A 21,656-nucleotide genomic window follows, 5' to 3' on the forward strand; every position below is an offset into this window, starting at 1 on the left:
GTTGCAACACAAGGCCATGGTCAACGCGCCCGCGCCCTCGGGCGAGACGCCGCTGATGATGGCCGCGCTGTCGGGCAGCAAGCCCATGGTCGAGCTGCTGCTCAAGGCGGGCGCCGACGTCCCCACGCGCGATACCAAGGGGCAGAACGCGGCCGACTGGGCCACCACCGGCAAGTCGACCAAGCTGGCCGCCGAGCTGCGCGAGCTGATCGCGCGCCAGGATCGGGACAAGCAGGCGCGGCGCGCGGCCGCGCCGGCGGAGATCGAGCCGGCGGGCGAGGGCGAGGCGCAGCAGGGCATGGCGCCCGGCCTAGGCGGGCAGACCGCGCAGCCGGTTCCCGCGACGGATGCGCCGCCGGTGCTGGCGCCGGCCGGGCAGGCGCAGCAGCCCGTCGCACCCGATGGAGCGAGCGCGCCGGCGGTGCGCGGCGTGTCCGGCGTCCAGTTGAACAGCTACGAGTAAAAGGCGTGTCCCGGCCCGGGCGCTGGGCATGCCGGCGCCGAACCGTCAGATGACGTAGTTCTTGTAGCGCTCGATATAGTCGCGCGCGCTGGCGTTCAGTTCGCGCACGCAGCGCTCGGCCTCGTCGGCGTCGCCGCGCACCATCGCGTCCAGCAGGGCGCGGTATTGCTTGATTCCCATTTCCGAACGGCCCGGCAGCAGGGCCACGCGCCGCATCGACACGCGGGTGCGGTCATAGATGCGCTCGATCATGTCGCTCAGGATGGGGTTGCGCGCCAGTTCCTTGATGTGATTGCGGAACTGCTCGATCGTGGCCACATGCGCCTCGATGTCGCCGTTCTTCAGGCTCTGTTCGAACGGCTCGCCCAGCAGGGCCTGCATGGCTTCCCAATCGGCGGGCTCGGCATTGGCGATGGCCAGCCGCACCGCGAGCCCGTCCAGCGCTTCGCGCACCTGGTAGAGACGGTACGTGGTTTCCATGTCCACCAGCGCCACCACGGCGCCCTTGTTCGGCACGCGTTCCACCAGCGCGCGGTCTTCCAGCGTGGCCAGCACCTCGCGCGCCTTGGCGCGGGGGATGTCGTAGGCCTGCGCCAGGTCTTCTTCGGGCACCCGCGTGCCGGGCAGCAGGGCTTGCGAGGCGATGCGCTCGCGCAGATCCAGAATGACGTCGCGGGTGGAAGCCGGCTTGCGTTTTTCTTCGGTGGCAGCGGGCGTGGCGCGTTTCTCGGGCATGTGGGCACCTGGTTTCAAGTCGCGGGAAAGCATAGCACTATTTTGAACTCAAGATTGTGCACAATTTAAAATGCATAGTTGTAATCTAGTATTGACACAATAAATAGCACAAGAATATAGTGGTCTCGATCGTCGCTGCATCCACCCTTCCCAGGAGCCCAGGGCAATGACAGACGCCACGCAGTCCCCGCAACTTCCCGGCAGGCAGTGCCAGGCATTCCAGGCGCGGCGAGAGGCCGCCGTGGCCCTGGGGGTGGCCAACGGCCCGCCCGTGTTCGCCGAACGCGCGGCCGGCGCCACGCTGACCGACCTCGATGGCCATGATTTCATCGACTTCGCCGGCGGCATCGGCACGCTCAATGTCGGGCACGCGCACCCCGAGGTGGTGGCCGCCGTGCGCGCGCAGGCCGAGCGCTATTTGCATACCTGCTTCAACATCGTGATGTATCCCGGCTATATCGAGCTGGCCGAGGCGCTGATCGATCTGGTGCCGGGCGACTGGCCCAAGAAGGTCATGCTGCAGACCACCGGCGCGGAAGCCGTGGAAAACGCCATCAAGGTGGCGCGCCGCGCGACCGGCAGGCAGGCGGTGGTGGCGTTCGAGAACGCGTTCCATGGCCGCACCTACATGGCGCTGTCGCTGACCGCCAAGGCGCCGGCCTACAAGAGCGGCTTCGGTCCCTTCGCGAACGAGGTGTACCGGGCGCCGTTTCCCGTGCGCTATCGCTCCGGCCTGACCGACGAAGCCTGCGCGCGGGCCGCCTTTGAACAGTTCCGTCGCCTGGTCGAGTCCGAGATCACGCCGGGGCAGGTCGCGGCGGTGATCATCGAACCCATCCAGGGAGAGGGCGGTTTCCATGTGGCGCCACCGGCCTTTCTGCAGTCGCTGCGCGAATACTGCAGCCGGTACGGCATCGTGCTGATCGCCGATGAGATCCAATCGGGCTTTTGCCGCAGCGGCGAGTGGTTCGCCACCCAGCACGCCGGGGTGCAGGCCGATCTCTACACCCTGGCCAAGTCCATGGGCGCCGGCCTGCCGATCGCGGCGCTGGTCGGGCGCGCGGATCTGATGGACGCGCCCGCGGTGGGCGGACTGGGCGGAACCTATGGCGGCAATCCGCTGGCCTGCGCCGCGGCGTTGGCCGCGATCCAGGTCATGCGACGGGACGACTACGCGGCGCGGGCGCGGGATGTCGGCGGGCGCGTGCGCGCGCGCTTCGAAGCGTGGTCGCGGCGCTACGGCATTGTTGGCGACGTGCGCGGGCTGGGCGCCATGGTCGCGTTCGAGGTGGTGCGCGATCCAACGGGTCACGAGCCCGCCGGGGACCTGGCCGCGCATATCGTGCAGGCCGCGTACCAAGGCGGCTTGATCCTGGTGAAAGCGGGCTTTCACGGCAATGTGATCCGGTTCCTGGCGCCGCTGTGCATCGGCGCCGACGAGCTTGGGCGCGGCCTGGACATCCTGGAGCGCGCGGTCGCCCAGGCGCAGGACCTGGCCGACGCCCGCGCGGCGCGAGCCGCTTGAGGAGCCCGACATGCATACGCTGCTGAAACTGAAGAACGCCCGCAAGGTGGTGAGCCAGCTGGGGGCCGCGCGTCCGGGCATGGAAGTGCTGGTGCTGTCGGACTTGCACACCCATCACAACGTGGAGCCGCTGGCCATTGCCGTGGACGAGGCGGGTGCGTCGCTGAACCTGATGCAGATCGCGGGCTCGGCGCGCCATGGACGCCAGTTGTCGCCGGTGGTGGCCGAGGCCATGCAGGCCGCCGACCTGGTGATCGCGCTCACCCGGGCCAATGCCGCCCATACCGACGCGCGCCAGCGGGCGACCCGGGCCGGCGTGGGCGTGATCGTGCTGCCGGAATCGCACCAGCCCGATTTCTTCCTGGCCGAGGGTTGGGAAGCGGATTTCGACGCCTTGCGGCCGCAGATCGAAGGCCTGGCCGACGCATTGACCCGCGCCGACACGGCACGGGTCACGAGCGCGCTCGGCACCGACGTGCGCATGAGCATCGCCGGGCGGCGCGGCCGGGCGTTGCATGGCTTCGCCAACACCACGGATATCTCGGCGGGGTATTGCCTGGAGTCCAGCCTGGCGCCGGTGGAAGGCACGGCCGAAGGCATCATCGTCGTCAATGCCAGCATTCCGGGGGTTTCGCTGATTCGTGACGAACCCGTGCGCATCCGCCTGGAAAAAGGCATGGCCGTCGCCATCGAGGGCGGCGAGGTGGCGCGCCGGTTCCGCGACCTGCTCGCCAGTTTCAATGACCCGCTCGTGTACAACCTGGGTGAGCTGGGCGTGGGCATGAATCCCCGCTGCCAGCTGGACGGCACCATGCTGTCCGACGAATCCGTCTACGGTTCGATCCAGCTGGCGCTGGGCACCAGCGCCTATATCGGCGGCACCGTCAAGGCGGCGGCGCATTACGACACCATCGTCACCGACGCCACGCTGGAGCTGGATGGCCGCGTGGTGCTGCAAGGCACCGAGCTGCGCCTGGACGGGGAGGCGGCCCGATGAGCATCGATCTGTCCCACGATGGCGACGGGGTCGCCACGGTATTGATGAACCGCCCGCAAAAGCGCAATGCCTTCACGCTGGACATGTATCGCGAATTCGGTCGCGTCATGCGCGAACTCGAGGCTGATGACGCCGTGCGCTGCGTCGTGTTGCGCGGCGCGGGCGGCGCCTTCTGCGCCGGCAGCGACATCGGCGGTTTCGCCGATGAGCGCGACGGCGCGGCGCAGGCGGCCGAATATGCCGCGTTCACGCTGTCCATGACCGGGGCGCTCAAGCAGCTGCGTCATCCCGCGGTGGCCTGCATCGAAGGGGTCTGCGTGGGGGGCGGGCTGGAGCTGGCGGCCATGTGCGACATCCGCGTCGCGGGGCGCGGCAGCCGCTACGGCATTCCGGTGAACCGCATCGGTCTGACCGTGGATCACCAGGAACTGGTCGAGTTGATGGACCTGATCGGCGCGGCGCGCGCCCTGGAAATCCTGCTGGAAGGTCATATATTCGGCGCCGAGGAGGCCCTGTCCAAGGGCTTGCTGAGCCGGATCGTCGACGATGAACGCGTGGTCGAGCACGCCTACGCCACGGCCTTGCGCATCGCCGCCGCGGCGCCGCTGGTCAACCGCTGGCACAAGCGCTTCGTGGCGCAGTTGCGGCAAGGCCGCGCGCTCAGTCCGGCCGAGCGGGCCGAGGCCTATGCCTGCTTCGCCACCGAAGACTACCGGCGCGGACGCGAGGCGTTCGCGCGCAAGCAGGTGCCCGAATTCATCGGCCGCTGATCCGGCTCAAGGCCCAGGAACGAACCCCAGGATCGAACTGTCATGACTCAAACTGCTTCCCCCCTGGCCGGCATCAAGATTCTGGATCTTTCCCAGATCATGGCCGGTCCCTATTGCACCATGGTGCTGGCCGACCTGGGCGCCGAGGTCATCAAGGTCGAGAAGACCGGCGCCGGCGACGATTCCCGCGAAATGGGCCCCTACGTGAATGGCGAGTCCACCTGCTTCGCCCAGATCAACCGCAACAAGCAGGGCGTGGCGCTGAACCTGAAAGACCCAGAGGCGCGCGCCGTGCTGTACGAACTGGCGCGCTGGGCCGATGTGGTGGTCGAGAACTACCGCGTGGGCGTGACGCGATCGCTGGGCGTGGACTACGACACCTTGTCCGCCATCAACCCGCGCCTGGTGTATTGCTCGATTTCCGGCTACGGGCAGTCCGGACCCTACGCGGGCAAGGGCGGGTTCGACCTGGTGGCCCAGGGCATGAGCGGCATCATGAGCATGACGGGCGAGCCTGGCGGGCGTCCGCTGAAATCCGGCATCGCCATCTACGATGTGGGCGCCGGGCTGACGGCCGCCTATGCCATCCTGGCCGCCTGCATCCACCAGATGAAGACGGGCGAAGGCCAGCATGTCGACATCGCCCTGGCCGAATGCGGCCTGCCCTGGTTCGTCTGGGAGGCAGCGGCCTATTTCGCGGAGGGCACAGTGCCTCAGGGCACGGGCAGCCGCCACCGGGTGTCCGCGCCGTACCAGGCATTCGGCACGCGCCAGGGCTACATCATGATCGGCGCGGCCAACCAGCGCACCTGGGAGCGCCTGTGCACCGAGGTGCTCGAACGCCCCGAGCTGGTGACAGACCCGCGCTTCGTGACGAATTCCGACCGGCTTGCCCATATCGCCGAGCTGGAGCCTATCCTGGAGGCGGAGTTCGCCCGCGCCGACGCCGCCACGTGGATTGAACGCTGCGAAAGGGCGGCGGTGCCCTGCGGACCCATCAATGACTTCGGCCAGGCCATGCGCGATCCGCACTACCTGGCGCGCGGCATGGTGCAGGAACTGGAGCATCCCGCATTGGGCAGCATGAAAACCATAGGCATTCCGACCAAGTTCTCGCGCACGCCGGGCGCTTTGCGCACGGCCGCGCCGCTGATGGGGCAGCACACCGACGAGGTATTGCGCCGCTTTGGCGTGCCGGCCGACAGGATCGCGGACATGCGCGCAAGGGGGGCCATCGCCTGACCCGCCGTCGGCGGTCAGCGATCCGAAAACCACAATCGGCAGTACTGAAGTCCTATCCAAGCCACAGGGGACGTCGGCGCCATGGGCACCGACGCTTATTCGAAGTTGAACCAAGAAGTTCACGCCGCAAGGAACCTTCATGACGCAGCCCATCTCTTTTTCCCGCCGCGATTTCCTCGCCGCGAGCGCGGCGCTCGCCGCCGCAGGCCTGACGCCCTTTCCCGCGCGCGCCCAGGGCGCGCAGCCCTTCCGCCTGGGCGCCCTGAACTCCATCACGGGCGTGGGCGGTCCCTACGGACCGGCCATGCTGGAAGCCATCAAGATCGGCGTCGACGAGGTCAACGCGGCCGGCGGCGCGGCTGGACGCCGGTTCCAGCTCTACGCCGAAGATGACCAGACCAAGCCCGACGCGGCGGTGCTGGCCGTCAAGAAGCTCATCGAGATCAACAAGGTCGAGGCCGTGATCGGCATCTGGCCGTCGTCGGTCGGCCTGGCCGCCATGCCCATCACCAACGCGGCCGGCCTGATCACCATGAACACCTGCGGCGCGCCGGAAATGCTGACCGAGAACAAGCGCGGACTGGCCTGGATGTTCCAGGCCTCGAACGCGGTGTTCGGCCGCGCCTTCGCGGAGGTGGCGCGCCAGCGCGGCTTCAAGCGGCCGGCGGTGATGGCGTTCAACAACTCCACCTTCGTCGGGCAGGCGAACTACTTCAGGGATGCCTGGAAGCAGGGCGGCGGCGATGTCAGCGCCTTCGTCATCTACGAGCCCAACCAGACCACTTACCGAACCGAGCTGAACAAGGTGCTCGCCACCAAGCCCGACGTGATCTCGCTGAGCGCCTACCGGCCGGACGCCACCATCATCCTCAAGGAATGGTTCCAGACCGGCCAGGATTGCAAGTTCATCATGCCGGGCTGGACCGCCAACGAAGACCTGGTCAAGGCCCTGGGCAAGGAAGCGACGGAAGGCATCATCTCCATTTCCAACGTGGCGGCGCACGAGCATCCGGCCTACAAGCAATTCGCCGCCGAATTCCGCAAGCGCACCAAGCGCGAACCGGACATCTTCGCATCGCAGTCCTACGACATGGTGATCACCCTGGCGCTCGCCATCGAGGCCGCGGGCAGCACTGCCGACGTGGCCGCCATCAACGGCAAGATTCGCGACGTGACGGGAAAGAGCGGAGCGGAGAAGGTCAGCGGCTTCGCGCAGGGGCAGGCGCTGCTGCGCGCCGGCAAGCCGGTGGACTACGACGGCGCCTCGTCGCGCCTGGAGTTCGGCGCGCACGGCGAAACCGTGCCCGACTTCGGCGTCTTCGACATCCACGATGGCAAGCTGGCGCTCAAGGAAGTCATTGCCGGCAAGGTCTGAACCAGGCCTCCAGGGGGATACAAGATGGATGCAATCACCGTCATCAACGCCGCGATCAACGGCGTCGTGATCGGGATGCTGCTGGCCTTGCCGGCGCTGGCGATCACGCTGGTGTTCGGCATCGCCCGCTTTCCCAACGCGGCCAGCGGCGACTACATGACGCTGGGGGCCTACACGGCGGTTTTCACGCAGGCGGCTGCCGGCGGCTCGATCCTGGCGGGCGGCCTGGCGGCCATCGCGGCAACCACCGCCGTCAGCCTGTTCTTCTATGCCTGGGTGTTCAGGCCGCTCGAGTCGCGCTCGAACGTGTCGCGCCTGATCGCCTCGATCGGCGTGGCCTTCGCCTTGCGCAGCACGATCACGTTCTTCGCCGGCCAGGACCAGTACACCTTCGACCTGCCATTGACGCGCGCCTGGAACTTCGGCGGCGTGCGCATCCTGCCGACCGATCTGTACATCGTCGGCACCGCGCTGGCCGCGCTGGCCCTGGTGTTTGTCCTGATGCACCTCACGCCCACCGGCAGGCGCATGCGGGCGGTGGCGGACAACCCCGAACTCGCGGCCGCTAGCGGCATCCGCGGACGGCGCGTGATGATCACGCTCTGGACCATCGCGGGAGCGTACTGCGGGCTGGGCGGCGTGCTGCTGGGCATCAAGGCCGTGGTCATTCCGGAGCTGGGCTGGGAGCTGCTCATGCCGATGTTCGCGGCGGTGATCCTGGGGGGCATCGGCAATCCGGTGGGGGCGATCGTGGGCATCATGGTCTTCAGCATCGCGCAGGAAGTCGCCAGCCTGGTCGTGGGGCCGGCCTACAAGATCGTGTTCGCGTTCGCGGTATTGCTCTGCGTGCTGCTGTTGCGCCCGCAAGGCATCTTTGGCCGTCCGATGGCGGTGAGGTGAGACGATGGAAGCCTATCTGATTGCAATCGCCATCGGCGTGCTGATCTACATGCTGCTGGCGTTCGGCCTGTCGCTGCACTATGGCTTCACGGGACTGGTGAACTTCGGCCACGTGGGTTTTTTCGCAATAGGCTCGTATGCCTCGGCGCTGCTGTCGCTCAAGGGCGTGCCGGTCCCGCTGGCCATGCTGGCGGCCACGGCCATCGCGGCCTTGTCGGCCTATCCGCTGGGCATGATCGCCCTGCGGCTGGGCAGCGACTATCTGGCCATCGTCACGCTGGGATTCTCGGAATCGCTGCGCATGATGCTGCAGACCGAGGAATGGCTGACACGCGGCATGCACGGCCTGCCCGGCATTCCTCGCCTGTTCGCCGGCTGGGCTTCGCCGCAGACCGTGGACCTGTGGATCATGCTGGCGCTGTTGGCGGTCAACGCGGGCGCGCTGCTGCTGATACACCTGGTGATCCGCAGTCCGTTCGGCCGCGTCATCGAAGCGGTGCGCGACAACGAGGTGGCGGTGCGGGCCCTGGGCAAGGATCCGGCCCGCTTCAAGACCCGCTCATTGATGCTGGGGGCGGGCCTGGCGGGGCTGGCCGGCGCCTTCCAGGCGCACTACCTGACCTTCATCAGTCCGGAACAGTTTGTGCCGCTGATCACGTTCTACATCTGGATCGCCATCATCCTGGGCGGAGTGGGGCGGCTGGCGGGCGTGGTTGCCGGCACCGCGCTGCTGGTCGGCTTTCTGGAGGGGTCCCGTTTCGTGCGCGACTTCGTGGGCGGCATTTCCGAGGTGCAGATGGCCAGCGTGCGCATCGGCATCATCGGGCTGGCGCTGATCTGCGTCGTGCTCTACCGGCCGCAGGGCCTGTTCGGCAACCGTTCCACGCGCAGGAGATAAGGCATGGCCTTGCTATCAATCAACGGACTCAGCGCCGGCTTCGCCGGATTCAAGGCGCTGGATGACGTGTCGCTGGAAGTGCGCGAAGGCGAGCTGGTCGGGCTGATCGGCACCAACGGCGCGGGCAAGAGCACCTTGTTCTCGGTCGTCAGCGGGTATATCCCGCCCAGCGCCGGCACGGTGAGCTTCGGCGGCGAAGACATCACGGGCATGGCCGTGCACCGGCGGGTCAGGCGAGGGCTGGCGCGCACTTTTCAGGGGCCGCGCGAGTTCAGCCAGTTGACCGTGTTCGACAACATGATGGCCGCCGCGCCGGACCAGCGCGGCGAGAAACTGTCAGCGCTGCTATTCGCGCGCCGGGAAGTGGCCCGCGAAGAGGCGCGCCTGGCCGAGCGCGTGCGCGGGCTGCTGGATTTCCTGAACCTGTCCAGGGTGGCCGACGAGCCGGCCGGCAAGCTGTCGGGCGGGCAGAAGAAACTGCTGGAACTGGGCCGGCTGCTGATGCTGGAGCCGCGCTGCATCCTGCTGGACGAACCCTTCGCCGGCGTCAACCCGGTGCTGATCGAGGAACTGTCGGACCGCATCGTCGAACTGAACCGGCGCGGACTGACCGTCGCCATCATCGAGCACAACCTGGAAGAACTGGCGCGCATCGCGCCGCGCATGTACGTGATGGACCGTGGGCGGGTGATCGCCGAGGGGGCGCCGGACAGCGTCCTGGCCAATGAACAGGTGCGCGAGGCGTACATGGGGGGTGTGATATGAGCCTGCTCGTCGTGCAGGGCTTTGCCGGCGGCTACGGCGAGGTCGATATCGTCAGCGGCATCGACATGCGCGTGGGCGCGCGAGAGATCGTCACCATCGCCGGCACCAACGGCGCGGGCAAGTCCACCCTGGTCAAGGCCGTGATGGGCCTCTTGCCGCGCATGGCCGGCGTGCTGGCTTTTGATGGCCGCGACCTGCTGGCCTTGCCTGTCGAGGAGCGCGTGCGCATCGGAATCTCCTATGTGCCGCAGGTGCGCAATGTGTTCGGCGCCCTGACCGTGCTGGAGAACCTGCGCGTGGTCGAGCACGTGCGCGGACGCGAGCAGCGCATCCGCGACATGTTCGACCTGTTTCCCGCGCTGGCGGGCAGGCGCGGGACGCACGCCGAGAACCTGTCCGGCGGCGAGCGCCAGCAACTGGCCTTCGCGCGCGCGCTGATGTCCTCGCCGCGCCTGATGGTGCTGGACGAGCCTTCCGCTGCCCTGTCGCCGGCCCTGACTGAACAGGTCTTCGCCGAAGTGCGCCGCCTGCCGCAGATCGGGGTGGGCGTGCTGATGGTGGAACAGCGCGCGCGCCAGGCGCTGGCCTTCAGCGACCGGGGCTACATCCTGGACTCGGGCCGCATCGTGTTGACCGATACGGGGCAGGCGCTGCTGGCCAATGAGCATATGAGCGACCTGTATATCGGGCGGGGCGGCCAGGCCAGGGGCGTCGACGTTCGCTTGAATGGCGGCGGATCCGACGCGGGCCCCGTCTCATCCCCTTCCTTTTCTTAGCCAGGAGCCATGCCTTGTCCACTTCCGATATGACTGATTCCCCGGCCGTGCGCCGACCGCCGCCGGGCGATGTCGCCACGCTGACCGCCATGGAAGGCCTGGCGGCGCTGGAGCGTGGCGCGCTGAGCTGCGAGGACTGGACCCGCGCCTGCCTGGAGCGCATCGAGCAGCGCGATGGACAGGTCCATGCCTGGGTGCGCGTGGATGCGCATGGGGCGCTGGCGCGCGCCCGCGCCTGGGACCGCCACGGACGCCAGCGCTTGCTGGACGGCGTGCCGCTGGGTATCAAGGACACGATAGATACCGCCGACCTGCCAACGGAGCTGGGCGACCCCGAGATTTTTCCCGGACGCCGGCCGGATGCGGATGCGCCCGTGGCCAGCCAGGCGCGCGCGCTGGGTTTCAACGTACTGGGCAAGAACACGGTATCGCGTCACGCAATCATGCTGCCCGGACCGGCGCGCAATCCGCATGACCTGACGCGCACGCCGGCGGCCTCGTCGGCCGGGTCCGCCGCCGCCGTGGCCGATTTCATGGCGCCGCTGTCCATTGGCACGCAGACGGCCGGATCCATCCTGCGCCCATCCGCGTTCTGCGGCGTGGTCGGCTTCAAGCCCACGCTGGACGCCATTCCCTACGTGGGCATACGGCGCTACTCGCGCCCGCTGGACGTGATCGGCCCGATCGCGCGTTCCGTGGCGGATGCCGCGCTCTTCATGCGTGCTTTCACCGGGGATCCCCGCTACGACCCGCAATCGGTACTGCGCGACGATTTCCGCGTCGGCGTGTGGCGCTCCAAGCACTGGGCCGACACGGAGTCCTGCATGCGCGAGGTGTTCGACGGTCATCTTCAGTCGCTGTCGCGCGCGGGCGTGCAAGTGACGGAGCTGTCCATGCCGCCCGGGTTCGAGGCGATGGGCGAAGCGCAGGACGTGATCATGGCCTACGACCTGGCCCGCGAGTACGCGATGCTCAAGCGCGACCATGCCGCGCTGTGCGATCCGGGATTGATCGAGTACCTGACGATGGGCGAGGGCATCTCGGCATCCGAGTACGCGGCCGCGCTGGACGCGGCGGATGCCTGCCGTCGCGCGTTCCATGATGTCGCGCGCGATGTGGACGCGCTGGCCATGCCGTCCACGCTGGGCGAGGCGCCGCCTGCCAGCGGTACCGGCAGTTCGGCCTTCATCCGCATCTGGTCCCTGCTGCACAACCCGTCGATCACCTTGCCGGCGGCGCGGGGACCCAACGGCTTGCCGTTGGGCTTTCAGTTGGTGGGTTTCGTCAAGGAAGATCCGCGCCTGCTGTACTGGGCGCGTTGCGTGGAGCGCATCCTGGGGTCCACCGCGCACCGGGCCTGAACCGGATTCCTGCTTTGCCTGGCGCGCATGCCGGTGCGCGCTGGGTATTTCGGCGCCTGCGGGCGCTTTTTTTTGGCCTGGCTCGCAATGGCCTCGTTGATGTTTTTCTCATATTTGCTGGGGTTTTCCCTTGTAATTCTCAATTTTCGGGAATAATTTGCGGGATCAAAGCCATAAATTGATAATCTCCGCTCCAGTTCGTTTGGAGATGAATCTTGACACCCGACCCCTCTGTCGGCGCCGGCGCGGATCGCGTCCTGTATGTGCTGGCCACGCTGGCCCGGCATGACGGGCCGCTCAGCATCGCGGCGCTGGCCGAACAGACCGGCCTGGCGCAAAGCACGCTGTACCGGCAGGTGGCGCTGCTCAAGCGCTGGGGCTTCGTCGCCGAACACGATGGCGAGTACGGGCCGGGGCCGCTCAGCGTGCAGCTGGCCTGGGGCTTCGACCAGTCTTCCTTCCTGATCCATGAAGCGCAGCCGGACATGGCGGCGCTGGCGGTCGCGTCCGGCGAGACCATCGGCCTGCTGGTCGCGGTCAAGGACCAGGCCGTCTGCCTGGACATGGTGGAAAGCCAGCATCCGCTGCGCTGCTCGTTCACCAAGGGTCGCGGCCTGCCGCTGGCCCGGGGCGCGTCGGCCAAGTCCCTGCTGGCCTTCATGCCGGTGGCGCGCCTGCAGGCAGCGCTGGGCTACCTGGCCGGCGAGGCGGGCATGGATCCGGCGCGCCTGTCCGGGGAGCTGGAAACCATACGCGGGCAGGGCTACGCCGTCACCGACAGCGAAGTCGACGCCGGCGTCTGGGGCGTGAGCGTGCCGATCTTCCAGCGCGCCCACCAGGCCGTCGCCTCGATCACGCTGATGGCGCCGTCGACTCGCGCGGCCCAACGCCCGCAGGCCCTGATCGACATGACGGTCGGCGCCGCCCGGCGCATTTCGCAGAAGCTGCAGGCGCGCTGAGCGCCAGGCCCGATACCGTCACGTTCCGAATACCGTCCCGACCGACCTTGATTTTCCATTCCATGCTGTCCCGGCGCTCCACCGCGTTCCCCGTTCCGCCTGCCGCCTCGCGGCTCGCCTTTTCGATATCCCTTTCCTAGGATTGATCATGACCACTCGTCGCACTCTGCTGACCGCCGCCCTGAGCCTGGGCCTGGCCGCCTGGACCGCCGGTTCCGCCCACGCGCAGGAAACCATCCGCGCCGTCACCGACGCCACCTTCCCGCCCATGGAATTCGTCAAGGACGGCAAGCGCACCGGCTTCGACATCGAGCTGGTGGAAGCCCTGGCCGGCGCCATGGGCAAGAAGGTCGAATGGATCGACATCGACTTCAAGGGCCTGATTCCCGCCCTGCAGGCCGGCCGCGCCGACATCGCCGTGTCCGCCATCTACATCACGCCCGAGCGCAGCCGCGTGGTCGATTTCACCGACCCGTACTACGCCGGCGGCCTGGTCGTGCTGACCAAGAAGGACGGCCCGATCAAGACGCTGAAGGACATGGACGGCCGCAAGGTCTCGGTGCAGGTCGGCACCAAGTCGGTCAACTACCTGAAGGAACACTTCCCGTCCGTGCAGCGCGTCGAAGTCGAAAAGAACCAGGAAATGTTCAGCCTGGTGCAGATCGGCCGCGCCGAAGCCGCCGTGACGGGCAAGCCCGCCGCCAAGCTGTTCGCGCAAAGCACGCCGGACCTGACCGTGCTGAACGAGCAGGTCACCACCGAGGAATACGGCATCGCCGTGCCCAAGAACAAGCCCGAGCTGACCCGCGACCTGAACGCCGCGCTGGCCAAGCTCAAGGCTGACGGCAGCTACCAGGCCATTGTCACCAAGTGGTTCGAGGCCCCCGCGAAATGAACCAGCCTTTGGATTTTTCCGCCGTCTTTGCCGACTTCGACGCGCTGCTGCGCGGCGCGCTGGTCAGCATCGAGGTGACCGCCGGCGCTTTGCTGGTGGGCTGTGTCGTCGGCCTGCTGGTCGGCGTGGGCCGGCTCAACCCGCAGCGCCGCGTGATCTACAACCTGTGCAGCGTCTACCTGCTGCTGTTCCGCGGCACGCCCCTGCTGGTGCAGCTGTTCATCTGGTTCTTCGGCCTGCCGCGATTCGGCATCACGCTGCCGGCCTTCGTCTGCGGCGTGGTGGGCCTGGGCATGTATTCCGGCGCCTATGTGTCGGAAATCGTGCGCGGCGCCATCCAGTCGGTGGATCGCGGCCAGACCGAGGCGGCGCGTTCGCTTGGCATGTCCTCGGGCCAGGCCATGCGCATCATCATCCTGCCGCAGGCAGTGGTGCGCATGATCCCGCCGCTGGGCAATGAGTTCATCGCGCTGATCAAGAACTCGGCGCTGGTGTCGCTGCTGACCATCCATGACCTGATGCACGAAGGCCAGAAGATCATCAGCGTGTCGTATCTGGCGCTGGAAACCTATCTGGTGGTGGCGCTGGTCTATCTGGTCCTGACCACGGTCGCGATGGTGATACTGCGCAAGGTCGAGCAACACCTGCGCGCCGGGGGGATGGTGCAATGAACACCGCAACCATGAATGAAATGATCCGCATCCGCGGCCTGCAGAAATCCTATGGCGACCACGCCGTGCTGCGCGGCATCGACTTCGACGTGCTGCCGTCGCAGGTGGTGGTGGTGATCGGGCCCAGCGGCTCGGGCAAGAGCACGCTGCTGCGCTGCTGCAACGGGCTGGAAGTGGCGCAGGGCGGCACCGTCCGCATCTGCGGCCAGACCCTGCAGGACAACGGCAAGCTGCTGCCCGAGGCGCAACTGAACCAGCTGCGCATGCAGGTGGGCATGGTGTTCCAGGGCTTCAACCTGTTCCCGCACCTGTCGGTGCTGGACAACGTCACGGTCGGTCCGCGCAAGCTGCGCGGCATGGGCCGCGACGAGGCCCACGCGCTGGCCGAGGACCTGCTGACCAAGGTCGGCCTGAGCCAGAAGATGAACGCCATGCCGGCCAGCCTGTCCGGCGGCCAGAAGCAGCGCGTGGCCATCGCCCGCGCGCTGGCCATGCAGCCCAAGGTCATGCTGTTCGACGAGCCGACCTCGGCGCTGGATCCGGAGCTGGTGGGCGAAGTGCTGCAGGTCATGAAGCTGCTGGCCCGCGAGGGCATGACCATGATGGTGGTCACGCACGAAATGGGCTTCGCGCGCGACGTGGCCGACGTGGTGGCGGTGATGGACGGCGGCGTGATCCTGGAATCCGGCTCGCCCGACGTGATCTTCACCCAGCCGCGCGAGGCGCGCACCCGCGCCTTCCTGCAGGCCGTGCTGAACAACGGCCAGGGAGAGCAGGCATGAGCACGCCCCAACTGGACGCCAGCGTCTGGGTGGCGCGCGACGACAGCGCCGAGCGCGGCGACACGCGCCGCCTGGCGCACATCGTGCGCGCCTACGACGGCCAGGCCGAGGCGGGCGAGGGCGTGCTGCTGGGCTTTGCCTGCGACGCCGGCGTGGCCCGCAACCAGGGCCGCGTGGGCGCGGCGGCCGGCCCGGCCGGCATCCGCAAGTTCCTGGCCGGCCTGCCGGCCCATGGGCTGACGCGGCTGCTGGACGCCGGCGACGTGGCCTGCGAGGGCGACGCGCTGGAAGCGGCGCAGGACGCGCTGGGCCAGCGCGTGGCCGCGCTGCTGGGGCAGGGCGCCCGCCCGCTGGTGCTGGGCGGCGGCCACGAGATCGCCTGGGGCAGCTTCCAGGGCCTGGCGCGCTGGCTGGAGTCGCGCGGCGACGACGGCGCCGTGCTGGTGCTGAACCTGGACGCGCACTTCGACCTGCGCACCGGCCGGCCCGGCAGCTCGGGCACGCCGTTCGATCAGATCGCCAGCTACTGCCAGGAACGCGGCCGCAAGCTGCAGTACGCCTGCCTGGGCGTGTCGCGGCTGGCCAACACGCCGGCGCTGTTCGCGCGCGCCGACGAAGTGGGCGCGGTCTGGGTCGAGGACCGCGACATGGGTGAACGCCATCTGCAGGCACGGCTGGAACAGCTGGACGGCCTGCTGGCGGCGGCCAGCCATGTGTACCTGACCATCGACCTGGACGTGCTGCCGGCGGCGGTCATGCCCGGCGTGTCGGCGCCCGCGCCTTACGGCGTGCCGATGGCGGTGGTCGAGGAAATCGCGCTGCGCGTCAAGGCCAGCGGCAAGCTCCGGCTGGCCGACATGGCCGAGTACAACCCGCGTTTCGACGTGGACGGCCATGGCGCCCGCGCGGCGGCGCGGCTGGCCTGGCAGTTGCTGTCGGCCTGAGCGTTAGCGGGACCGCCTGAAAAGGCAAGGGCGGCCGCTGCGCGAGCAGGCCGCCCTTTTTCTTGTGCACGGCGCGCGGAGCCGGCAGGTTCCGCGCGCCGTTCCCGTCTCAGCCCGTCAGACCGGCGGCGTCAGCGGAATCGACATCTGGTGATGGAACAGATTGTCGGGATCCACCGAACGCTTGGTCGCGATCAGCTGGTTGACCTTGTTGCCGTAGTACAGGTGCAGCCAGCCCGGATCGATCTGCGCGTGGGTCTGGTTGGTGTACTTCATGTCCACGTCCGGGTAGTTGATGTAGCAACCCTCGAACGGGGAGCCGGGCTGATAGACGGGCTTGCCGCCATACTGCCCGAAGTACTCGTCGTACAGGTCCGAGATCCACTTCAGATAGAACGCATCGTCGGCCGGATCGGTCCAGTAGACCTGGAACTGCGACTTCAGCAGCGAGGAACGTTGCGGGACGCTGGTGGGGTTGAGCGTTTCGTCGTTGCGGTTGATGCGTCCGCCATACGAATCGATCTGCACCAGGGCCTGGTTCAGGCGCGGGTCGGCCGTGCCGTTCAGGTACTCCCACATGGCGGTGATTTCCACGTCGGTGAAGTTCGCGCGGTGGTACGAGGACTTGTACTTGCCGCGCTGGTTGCTGCCCGAGCCGTTGATGTTCTGCGTCAGCCACAGCCAGTCCATCAGCCGCGCGTCCTGCACCGGGTGGGACAGGTCCAGCGGCGCTTCGGTCAGGCGCCGCGTCGGTCCGAGCCAGTTGGCCTCGATGTTGATGCTGGGGACCGTGGCGGCGGCCGCGTTCATGGCGTTGACGAAGTTGATGAAGGGCTGGTCGCGCGCGCCGCCGACCTTGCCGTCCGTGCCCGTGTACTGGATGTTGAGCACGATGTCGCCGGTGGAGCGGTGCTGGACCTTCAGCAGCGTGAACAGTCCGCCGTTGGCCTTGGCCGGGTCGGAGCTGTTCCAGTCGGCGTCATTGTCCGCGAACCACTGGTAGTAGGCCTTCATGAAGCGGCCGAAGGCGGCCTTGCCGGTGGCGCCCGTGCCGAACGAGGCCCAGGGATACGACAGCGACAGCCAGTAGGCCTGCTGCGGCGCGACGGGCAGTTCCGCGAAGTAGTAGTTCAGGATGATGCCGTAGTTGCCGCCACCGCCGCCACGGCACGCGATGAACAGGTCGCGGTCGGTGCCGACGCTGGCCAGGTTGACGTGCTTGGCGACCAAGGCGTTCTGGCCAGGGTCCTTGGGCACCAGGATGTCCACGCCCGACAGCCAATCGACCGTCAGGCCCTGCAGGCGCGACAGCAGGCCATAGCCGCCGCCGACGATGTGGCCGCCCGCGCCCACCGAGTAGCACGAGCCGCCGGGCAGGGTCCGGTTGGCCGACTTGTACAGATTGACGTAGCCGTCCCAGTTCTGGTTGCCGGCGGCGGCCGAGAACTTGTAGCGCGCCGAAGCGTTCCAGGGCGAGGACACGTCACCGGCCTCGCTGTAGCGCAGGCCCGTCACCAGGCCGATGTCGATGATGGCAAGGGACTTGCCGTGGTCCTCGGGCAGCTTGTTCGCCACGAAGCCTTCGTAGCAATGGCCGCCGCTGCGCACCGTGATGCGGCAGCCCTTGGCCAGCGCGTCGTTGGCGGCAGCCAGGACCGATTGCGCATCGTGGCAGACATAGATCGCGTCCGCACCCTCGCCGGTGGTGGGGAAACGCAGGTTGAAACCCTTTTGCAGGGTTCGGTAGCGCTGGTCATCGTTATTGACAAAGACAAAATCCGACATGAGATCCTCTATGTTTTAAGGGTTCATAAGGGTCTTCAGACGCTAGGTCTTCACATGCAAGGTCTTCACATGCGACCGGACTCCCGCCTGGCGGCGGAATGACTCGCACACGCTATCCCCAGCCGGTCGCCGGGGACCTGCGCATTGTGCGGGATCAGGGTGACGGATTCAATGCTGTGCGACATGCCGGCGGAGGATGGACGCTGGCGCCGCCGCGCACTAGGATAGGCAGGGCGGGAAGCCGTCTGAGGGCAGGCGCCGAATGGACGCGGGCCCGCCTTTCGGAAGGCTCCGATTTATATATGTCCCCATTTAAAATATTTTCATTAAAAATGGGGACGATATAGGTTTCGTGGATAAAATGGCGCAACTTTGTCAGGAGAGCCAGCTCATGTCTCAAACTCCCACCCACGCATTGCCGTCTTATCTGAACGCCGACGACCTCGGCCCCTGGGGCAACTACCTGCAGCAGGTCGACCGGGTCACCCCGTACCTCGGTTCGCTGGCACGCTGGGTCGAGACCCTGAAGCGCCCGAAGCGCTCGCTGATCGTCGATGTGCCGATCGAGCTGGACAACGGCAAGATCGCCCACTTCGAGGGCTATCGCGTGCAGCACAACACCTCGCGCGGCCCCGGCAAGGGCGGCGTGCGCTTCCACCAGGACGTGACGCTCTCCGAAGTCATGGCGCTGTCGGCCTGGATGTCGATCAAGAACGCCGCGGTGAACCTGCCCTACGGTGGCGCCAAGGGCGGCATCCGCGTCGACCCGCGCACGCTGTCGCTGTCCGAGCTCGAGCGCGTGACGCGCCGCTACACCTCGGAAATCGGCGTGATCATCGGACCGTCCAAGGACATTCCGGCTCCCGACGTGAACACCAACGCCCAGACCATGGCCTGGATGATGGACACGTACTCCATGAACGAAGGCTCGACCGCCACCGGCGTCGTGACCGGCAAGCCGATCGCGCTGGGCGGCAGCCTGGGCCGCGTCGAGGCCACCGGCCGCGGCGTGTTCGTGGTGGGCTGCGAAGCCGCGCGCGACCTGAACATCAACGTCGCCGGCGCGCGCGTGGTGGTGCAGGGCTTCGGCAACGTCGGCGGCACCGCCGCCCGCCTGTTCCATGAAGCTGGCGCCAAGGTCATCGCCGCCCAGGACCACACCGGCACCGTGCACAACGCGGCCGGCCTGGACGTGCACAAGCTGCTGTCGCACGTGTCGCAGCATGGCGGCGTGGGCGGCTTCACCGGCGGCCAGGCGATGGACAAGAACGAGTTCTGGACCCTGGAAACCGAATTCCTGATCCCGGCTGCCCTGGAAAGCCAGATCACCGCCGCGAACGCCGCCAAGGTGCGCGCCAAGATCGTGGTGGAAGGCGCCAACGGCCCGACCACCCCGGAAGCCGACGACATCCTGTTCGAGCACGGCGTGTACGTGGTGCCGGACGTGCTGGCCAACGCCGGCGGCGTGACGGTGTCGTACTTCGAGTGGGTGCAGGACTTCTCCAGCTTCTTCTGGAGCGAGGACGAGATCAACCAGCGCCTGGAGCGCATCATGCGCGAAGCCTATGCCGGCATCTCGCAAGTGGCGCGCGAGCACAAGGTCACGCTGCGCACCGCCGCCTTCATCGTGGCGTGCACGCGGATCCTGCAAGCCCGTCAGGTGCGCGGCCTGTATCCGTGATATCCGAACTGGCGGGACGCCGTCAGGCGTCCCGCCGGGGAGCCGGAGGAAGACAATAAGAAGATCGCCCCGCAAGGGGCGATCTTCATTTGGGCGGCCGGCGCGCTTGCGTTGCTCCGTCCACCGGCGCCTCCACGGGGCGCTGGCCGGCGCGTCTGCCGGCCGACGCGATCAGGACGCCGGCAGCAGCTCGGGCTTGAGGATGCCGCGCAGTTCCGAGTACGGAATGCTGATCTCCGGTTCGCCCTGCGCGTAGGGCGCGATCGAATAGGCCGGATACTTGACGACCATGCCGTCGCGGGTCAGCGCGTAGTTGTCGTTCTCCTGGAACGGCCACATCTTGTCGTAGGCCGCCGGGTCGCGGCGGGCCTCGGCGTTGCCCTGCAGCCACTTGGCGTGGGCCCGGCGCAGCGCGGTCACGTATTCGGCGCGGCGGCCGGGAATCAGCGCCTCGTCCAGCGCCATCACGCGTCCGCGGGCGAGCTCCCAGTTCAGGAACTGGGTGGCGGGAATGCCGTGGGCCGAACCCGTCAGGAATTGCTCGGTGTGCAGTTCGATGGCGACGACGCCGCCGACCGTGTCGCGCACGCGCGCCTTGAAGTAGGTGGCATCGCGCGGACGCGCGGTCTGCCAGAAATACTGCGTGTATTCCGACAGCGTTTCATAGGGGCCGCGGCGCTGGGCGTCGGTGCCGGTCATGTAGGCCAGCACGTGGTCGACCAGCGCCGTCAGCTTGGGTATGCCAGGGAAGGCCACGCTGTCGATCTCGATGCGCGGGCAGTCGCCCTTGCAGTCGGGCTTGTCGGACGCCCATTTGATGCGCTCGGTGGCCAGGTCGCCCACTTTCTCCGGGGTTGAAGACGTAGCGGCGGGCGCGGCCAGCGTGATGTTGGCGGGCGGCGAACTGCCGCAGCCCGCCAGCGCCAGCGCGGCGGCCAGGGACAGGACGCCAGCCGCGCCTCGGTGCGTGAACGTGCGACGCATAGACAGGAACCTCCAGGTAAAACGGGGCAAGACCGAGGCGGCCGCGCTCAGGGCACGACCGCCGTCCACTCGGCCGACGAGAACTTCTCGTCGGCCTGGGCCTGCGCGCGCGCCAGCGTCGCCTCGCCGATCTGGCCGGGGCTCAGCCGGTGCAGGCCGGCGAAGGTGTCCACCATGCGCTGGATCACGTCCGCGCGCGCCAGGCCTGTCTGCGTGCGCAGCGGGTCGACGCGCTTCTTCGCGCTGGTGGTGCCTTTGTCCGACAGTTTCTCGCGGCCGATGCGCAGGACCTCCACCATTTTATCGGCGTCGATGTCATAGGCCATGGTGACGTGGTGCAGCACCGCGCCGGAACGCCGCGCCTGCGCCGCGCCGCCGATCTTGCCCAGGTCCGAGGCGATGTCGTTCAGCGGCTGGTACCAGGCCTTGATGCCCAGGCTCTTGAGGGCTTCCAGCACCCAGGCGTCCAGGAAGGCATAGGACTCCTGGAAGCTCATGCCCTGCACCAGCGCCTGCGGCACGCTCAGGGAATAGGTGATGGAATTGCCCGGCTCCATGAACATGGCGCCGCCGCCGCTGACCCGGCGCACCACGGTGATGCCGTGGCGCTGCGCGCCATCGGGGTCGACCTCGTTCTTGAGCGACTGGAAGCGGCCGATGACGACGGCCGGCTCGGCCCATTCCCAGATGCGCAGCGTGGGCGGGCGCAGCCCGGCGCCGCCCTCGTCGGTGATGGCCGCGTCCAGCGCCATGTGCAGCGCCGGCGATTGCGGGCCTTCGTGGATCAGCTGCCAGTCGTAGTCGTTCCAGTCGGTGCGGTTCGCGCTCATGCCAGGGCCCGCCGCAAGGTCACGGCCACGGCCTCGGCCGAGAAACCGAACATCTCGGCGTCGGAGGGCAGGGCCGATTGCACCGCCAGCGCCAGCTCCAGCTCGCCGGCGTCGGCCGGCATGCCGGTCAGGCCGCGGTTGATCGCTTCCAGCGCCTCGGGCGGCTCCAGGAAGAAGTCTCCGCTGATGCGCACGTCGGCCAGCCGGCCATCGCGCACCTCCACGTCCGCGACGACCAGCTTGCCGCCGGGGACCTTGTATTCGCCATGCATGGGCGCTCCTTTCTAATGCTCTAGATTCAGTTTCATGCCGTCGTGG

22 protein-coding genes are annotated in these 21,656 nt (G+C 67.6%); 17 read left to right on the forward strand and 5 right to left on the reverse strand.

The genetic code is table 11. The features are described 5' to 3' along the window. The coding region (locus KDH83_RS19600) for an ankyrin repeat domain-containing protein (RefSeq protein WP_212318952.1) at window positions 1–463 on the forward strand (463 nt) is incomplete at its 5' end. A gap of 45 nt (window positions 464–508) precedes the next feature. On the opposite strand, the gene KDH83_RS19605 is transcribed toward KDH83_RS19600, so the two are convergent. Continuing rightward, window positions 509–1,198, reverse strand: coding sequence for a GntR family transcriptional regulator (locus tag KDH83_RS19605; protein WP_212318954.1), 690 nt, complete (start codon window positions 1,196–1,198; stop codon window positions 509–511). A 166-nt stretch (window positions 1,199–1,364) separates the two neighbouring features. Between KDH83_RS19605 and gabT the strand changes: the two genes are divergently transcribed. The 15 genes from gabT to hutG all read left to right on the forward strand — a co-directional run bounded on the left by gabT (window position 1,365) and on the right by hutG (window position 16,058). Continuing rightward, a complete protein-coding gene (gene gabT, locus KDH83_RS19610; RefSeq protein WP_212318956.1) occupies window positions 1,365–2,723 on the forward strand; it encodes a 4-aminobutyrate--2-oxoglutarate transaminase in 1,359 nt (452 codons plus the stop codon). A 10-nt stretch (window positions 2,724–2,733) separates the two neighbouring features. Beyond that, window positions 2,734–3,720, forward strand: a complete 987-nt coding sequence (locus tag KDH83_RS19615; RefSeq protein WP_212318959.1) for a hypothetical protein — start codon at window positions 2,734–2,736, stop codon at window positions 3,718–3,720. Continuing rightward, window positions 3,717–4,490 carry an enoyl-CoA hydratase-related protein gene (locus tag KDH83_RS19620; RefSeq protein WP_212318960.1) on the forward strand — a complete coding sequence of 258 codons (774 nt, stop codon included), beginning with the start codon at window positions 3,717–3,719 and terminating at the stop codon, window positions 4,488–4,490. Before KDH83_RS19615 ends, KDH83_RS19620 begins: the two co-directional genes overlap by 4 nt. A gap of 42 nt (window positions 4,491–4,532) precedes the next feature. Next, entirely contained in the window at window positions 4,533–5,732 is a 1,200-nt protein-coding gene (locus KDH83_RS19625; protein WP_212318962.1) for a CoA transferase, read from the forward strand. A gap of 139 nt (window positions 5,733–5,871) precedes the next feature. Beyond that, entirely contained in the window at window positions 5,872–7,107 is a 1,236-nt protein-coding gene (locus tag KDH83_RS19630) for an ABC transporter substrate-binding protein (protein ID WP_212318964.1), read from the forward strand. 24 nt (window positions 7,108–7,131) lie between these two features. After that, entirely contained in the window at window positions 7,132–8,007 is an 876-nt protein-coding gene (locus KDH83_RS19635) for a branched-chain amino acid ABC transporter permease (protein WP_212318966.1), read from the forward strand. Between the two features lie 4 nt (window positions 8,008–8,011). Further along, window positions 8,012–8,905 carry a branched-chain amino acid ABC transporter permease gene (locus KDH83_RS19640; protein ID WP_212318968.1) on the forward strand — a complete coding sequence of 298 codons (894 nt, stop codon included), beginning with the start codon at window positions 8,012–8,014 and terminating at the stop codon, window positions 8,903–8,905. A 3-nt stretch (window positions 8,906–8,908) separates the two neighbouring features. Next, window positions 8,909–9,670 (forward strand): ABC transporter ATP-binding protein, encoded by a 762-nt coding sequence (locus KDH83_RS19645; protein WP_212318970.1) that lies wholly within the window; start codon window positions 8,909–8,911, stop codon window positions 9,668–9,670. Next, on the forward strand, window positions 9,667–10,446 hold the full coding sequence (locus KDH83_RS19650) for an ABC transporter ATP-binding protein (protein WP_249205217.1): 780 nt from the start codon (window positions 9,667–9,669) through the stop codon (window positions 10,444–10,446). The genes KDH83_RS19645 and KDH83_RS19650 overlap by 4 nt, the downstream gene beginning before the upstream one ends. Window positions 10,447–10,460: 14 nt before the next feature. Further along, window positions 10,461–11,807 carry an amidase gene (locus KDH83_RS19655; RefSeq protein WP_249205218.1) on the forward strand — a complete coding sequence of 449 codons (1,347 nt, stop codon included), beginning with the start codon at window positions 10,461–10,463 and terminating at the stop codon, window positions 11,805–11,807. A gap of 212 nt (window positions 11,808–12,019) precedes the next feature. Further along, window positions 12,020–12,766 (forward strand): IclR family transcriptional regulator, encoded by a 747-nt coding sequence (locus tag KDH83_RS19660; protein WP_212318988.1) that lies wholly within the window; start codon window positions 12,020–12,022, stop codon window positions 12,764–12,766. A gap of 148 nt (window positions 12,767–12,914) precedes the next feature. Then, entirely contained in the window at window positions 12,915–13,661 is a 747-nt protein-coding gene (locus tag KDH83_RS19665; RefSeq protein ID WP_212318972.1) for a transporter substrate-binding domain-containing protein, read from the forward strand. After that, window positions 13,658–14,332 carry an amino acid ABC transporter permease gene (locus tag KDH83_RS19670; protein WP_212318974.1) on the forward strand — a complete coding sequence of 225 codons (675 nt, stop codon included), beginning with the start codon at window positions 13,658–13,660 and terminating at the stop codon, window positions 14,330–14,332. The genes KDH83_RS19665 and KDH83_RS19670 overlap by 4 nt, the downstream gene beginning before the upstream one ends. Continuing rightward, complete coding sequence (locus tag KDH83_RS19675; protein ID WP_283093835.1) at window positions 14,329–15,114, forward strand: amino acid ABC transporter ATP-binding protein; 786 nt, start codon at window positions 14,329–14,331, stop codon at window positions 15,112–15,114. The genes KDH83_RS19670 and KDH83_RS19675 overlap by 4 nt, the downstream gene beginning before the upstream one ends. After that, window positions 15,111–16,058 (forward strand): formimidoylglutamase, encoded by a 948-nt coding sequence (hutG, locus tag KDH83_RS19680; protein WP_212318976.1) that lies wholly within the window; start codon window positions 15,111–15,113, stop codon window positions 16,056–16,058. The genes KDH83_RS19675 and hutG overlap by 4 nt, the downstream gene beginning before the upstream one ends. A gap of 117 nt (window positions 16,059–16,175) precedes the next feature. Here the strand turns inward: hutG and KDH83_RS19685 are convergent, their stop codons facing one another. Beyond that, the gene (locus KDH83_RS19685) at window positions 16,176–17,843 is read right to left on the reverse strand and encodes a BBE domain-containing protein (RefSeq protein WP_212318978.1); all 1,668 of its coding nucleotides are present in this window, start codon (window positions 17,841–17,843) and stop codon (window positions 16,176–16,178) included. A gap of 391 nt (window positions 17,844–18,234) precedes the next feature. On the opposite strand from KDH83_RS19685, the gene KDH83_RS19690 reads away from it, so the two are divergent. Then, on the forward strand, window positions 18,235–19,524 hold the full coding sequence (locus KDH83_RS19690) for a Glu/Leu/Phe/Val dehydrogenase (RefSeq protein ID WP_212318980.1): 1,290 nt from the start codon (window positions 18,235–18,237) through the stop codon (window positions 19,522–19,524). Window positions 19,525–19,695: 171 nt separating this feature from the next. Here the strand turns inward: KDH83_RS19690 and KDH83_RS19695 are convergent, their stop codons facing one another. The 3 genes from KDH83_RS19695 to KDH83_RS19705 are packed head-to-tail and all read right to left on the reverse strand — an operon-like array spanning window position 19,696 to window position 21,610. Beyond that, window positions 19,696–20,508, reverse strand: coding sequence for an RsiV family protein (locus KDH83_RS19695; protein ID WP_212318982.1), 813 nt, complete (start codon window positions 20,506–20,508; stop codon window positions 19,696–19,698). Window positions 20,509–20,555: 47 nt separating this feature from the next. After that, entirely contained in the window at window positions 20,556–21,338 is a 783-nt protein-coding gene (locus tag KDH83_RS19700) for a biotin/lipoate A/B protein ligase family protein (protein WP_212318984.1), read from the reverse strand. Then, window positions 21,335–21,610 (reverse strand): lipoate protein ligase C-terminal domain-containing protein, encoded by a 276-nt coding sequence (locus KDH83_RS19705; protein WP_103274118.1) that lies wholly within the window; start codon window positions 21,608–21,610, stop codon window positions 21,335–21,337. The genes KDH83_RS19700 and KDH83_RS19705 overlap by 4 nt, the downstream gene beginning before the upstream one ends. Between the last annotated feature and the right edge of the window lie 46 nt (window positions 21,611–21,656).

The organism is Achromobacter sp. Marseille-Q0513 (assembly GCF_018195695.1).
Taxonomy (GTDB): domain Bacteria; phylum Pseudomonadota; class Gammaproteobacteria; order Burkholderiales; family Burkholderiaceae_B; genus Achromobacter.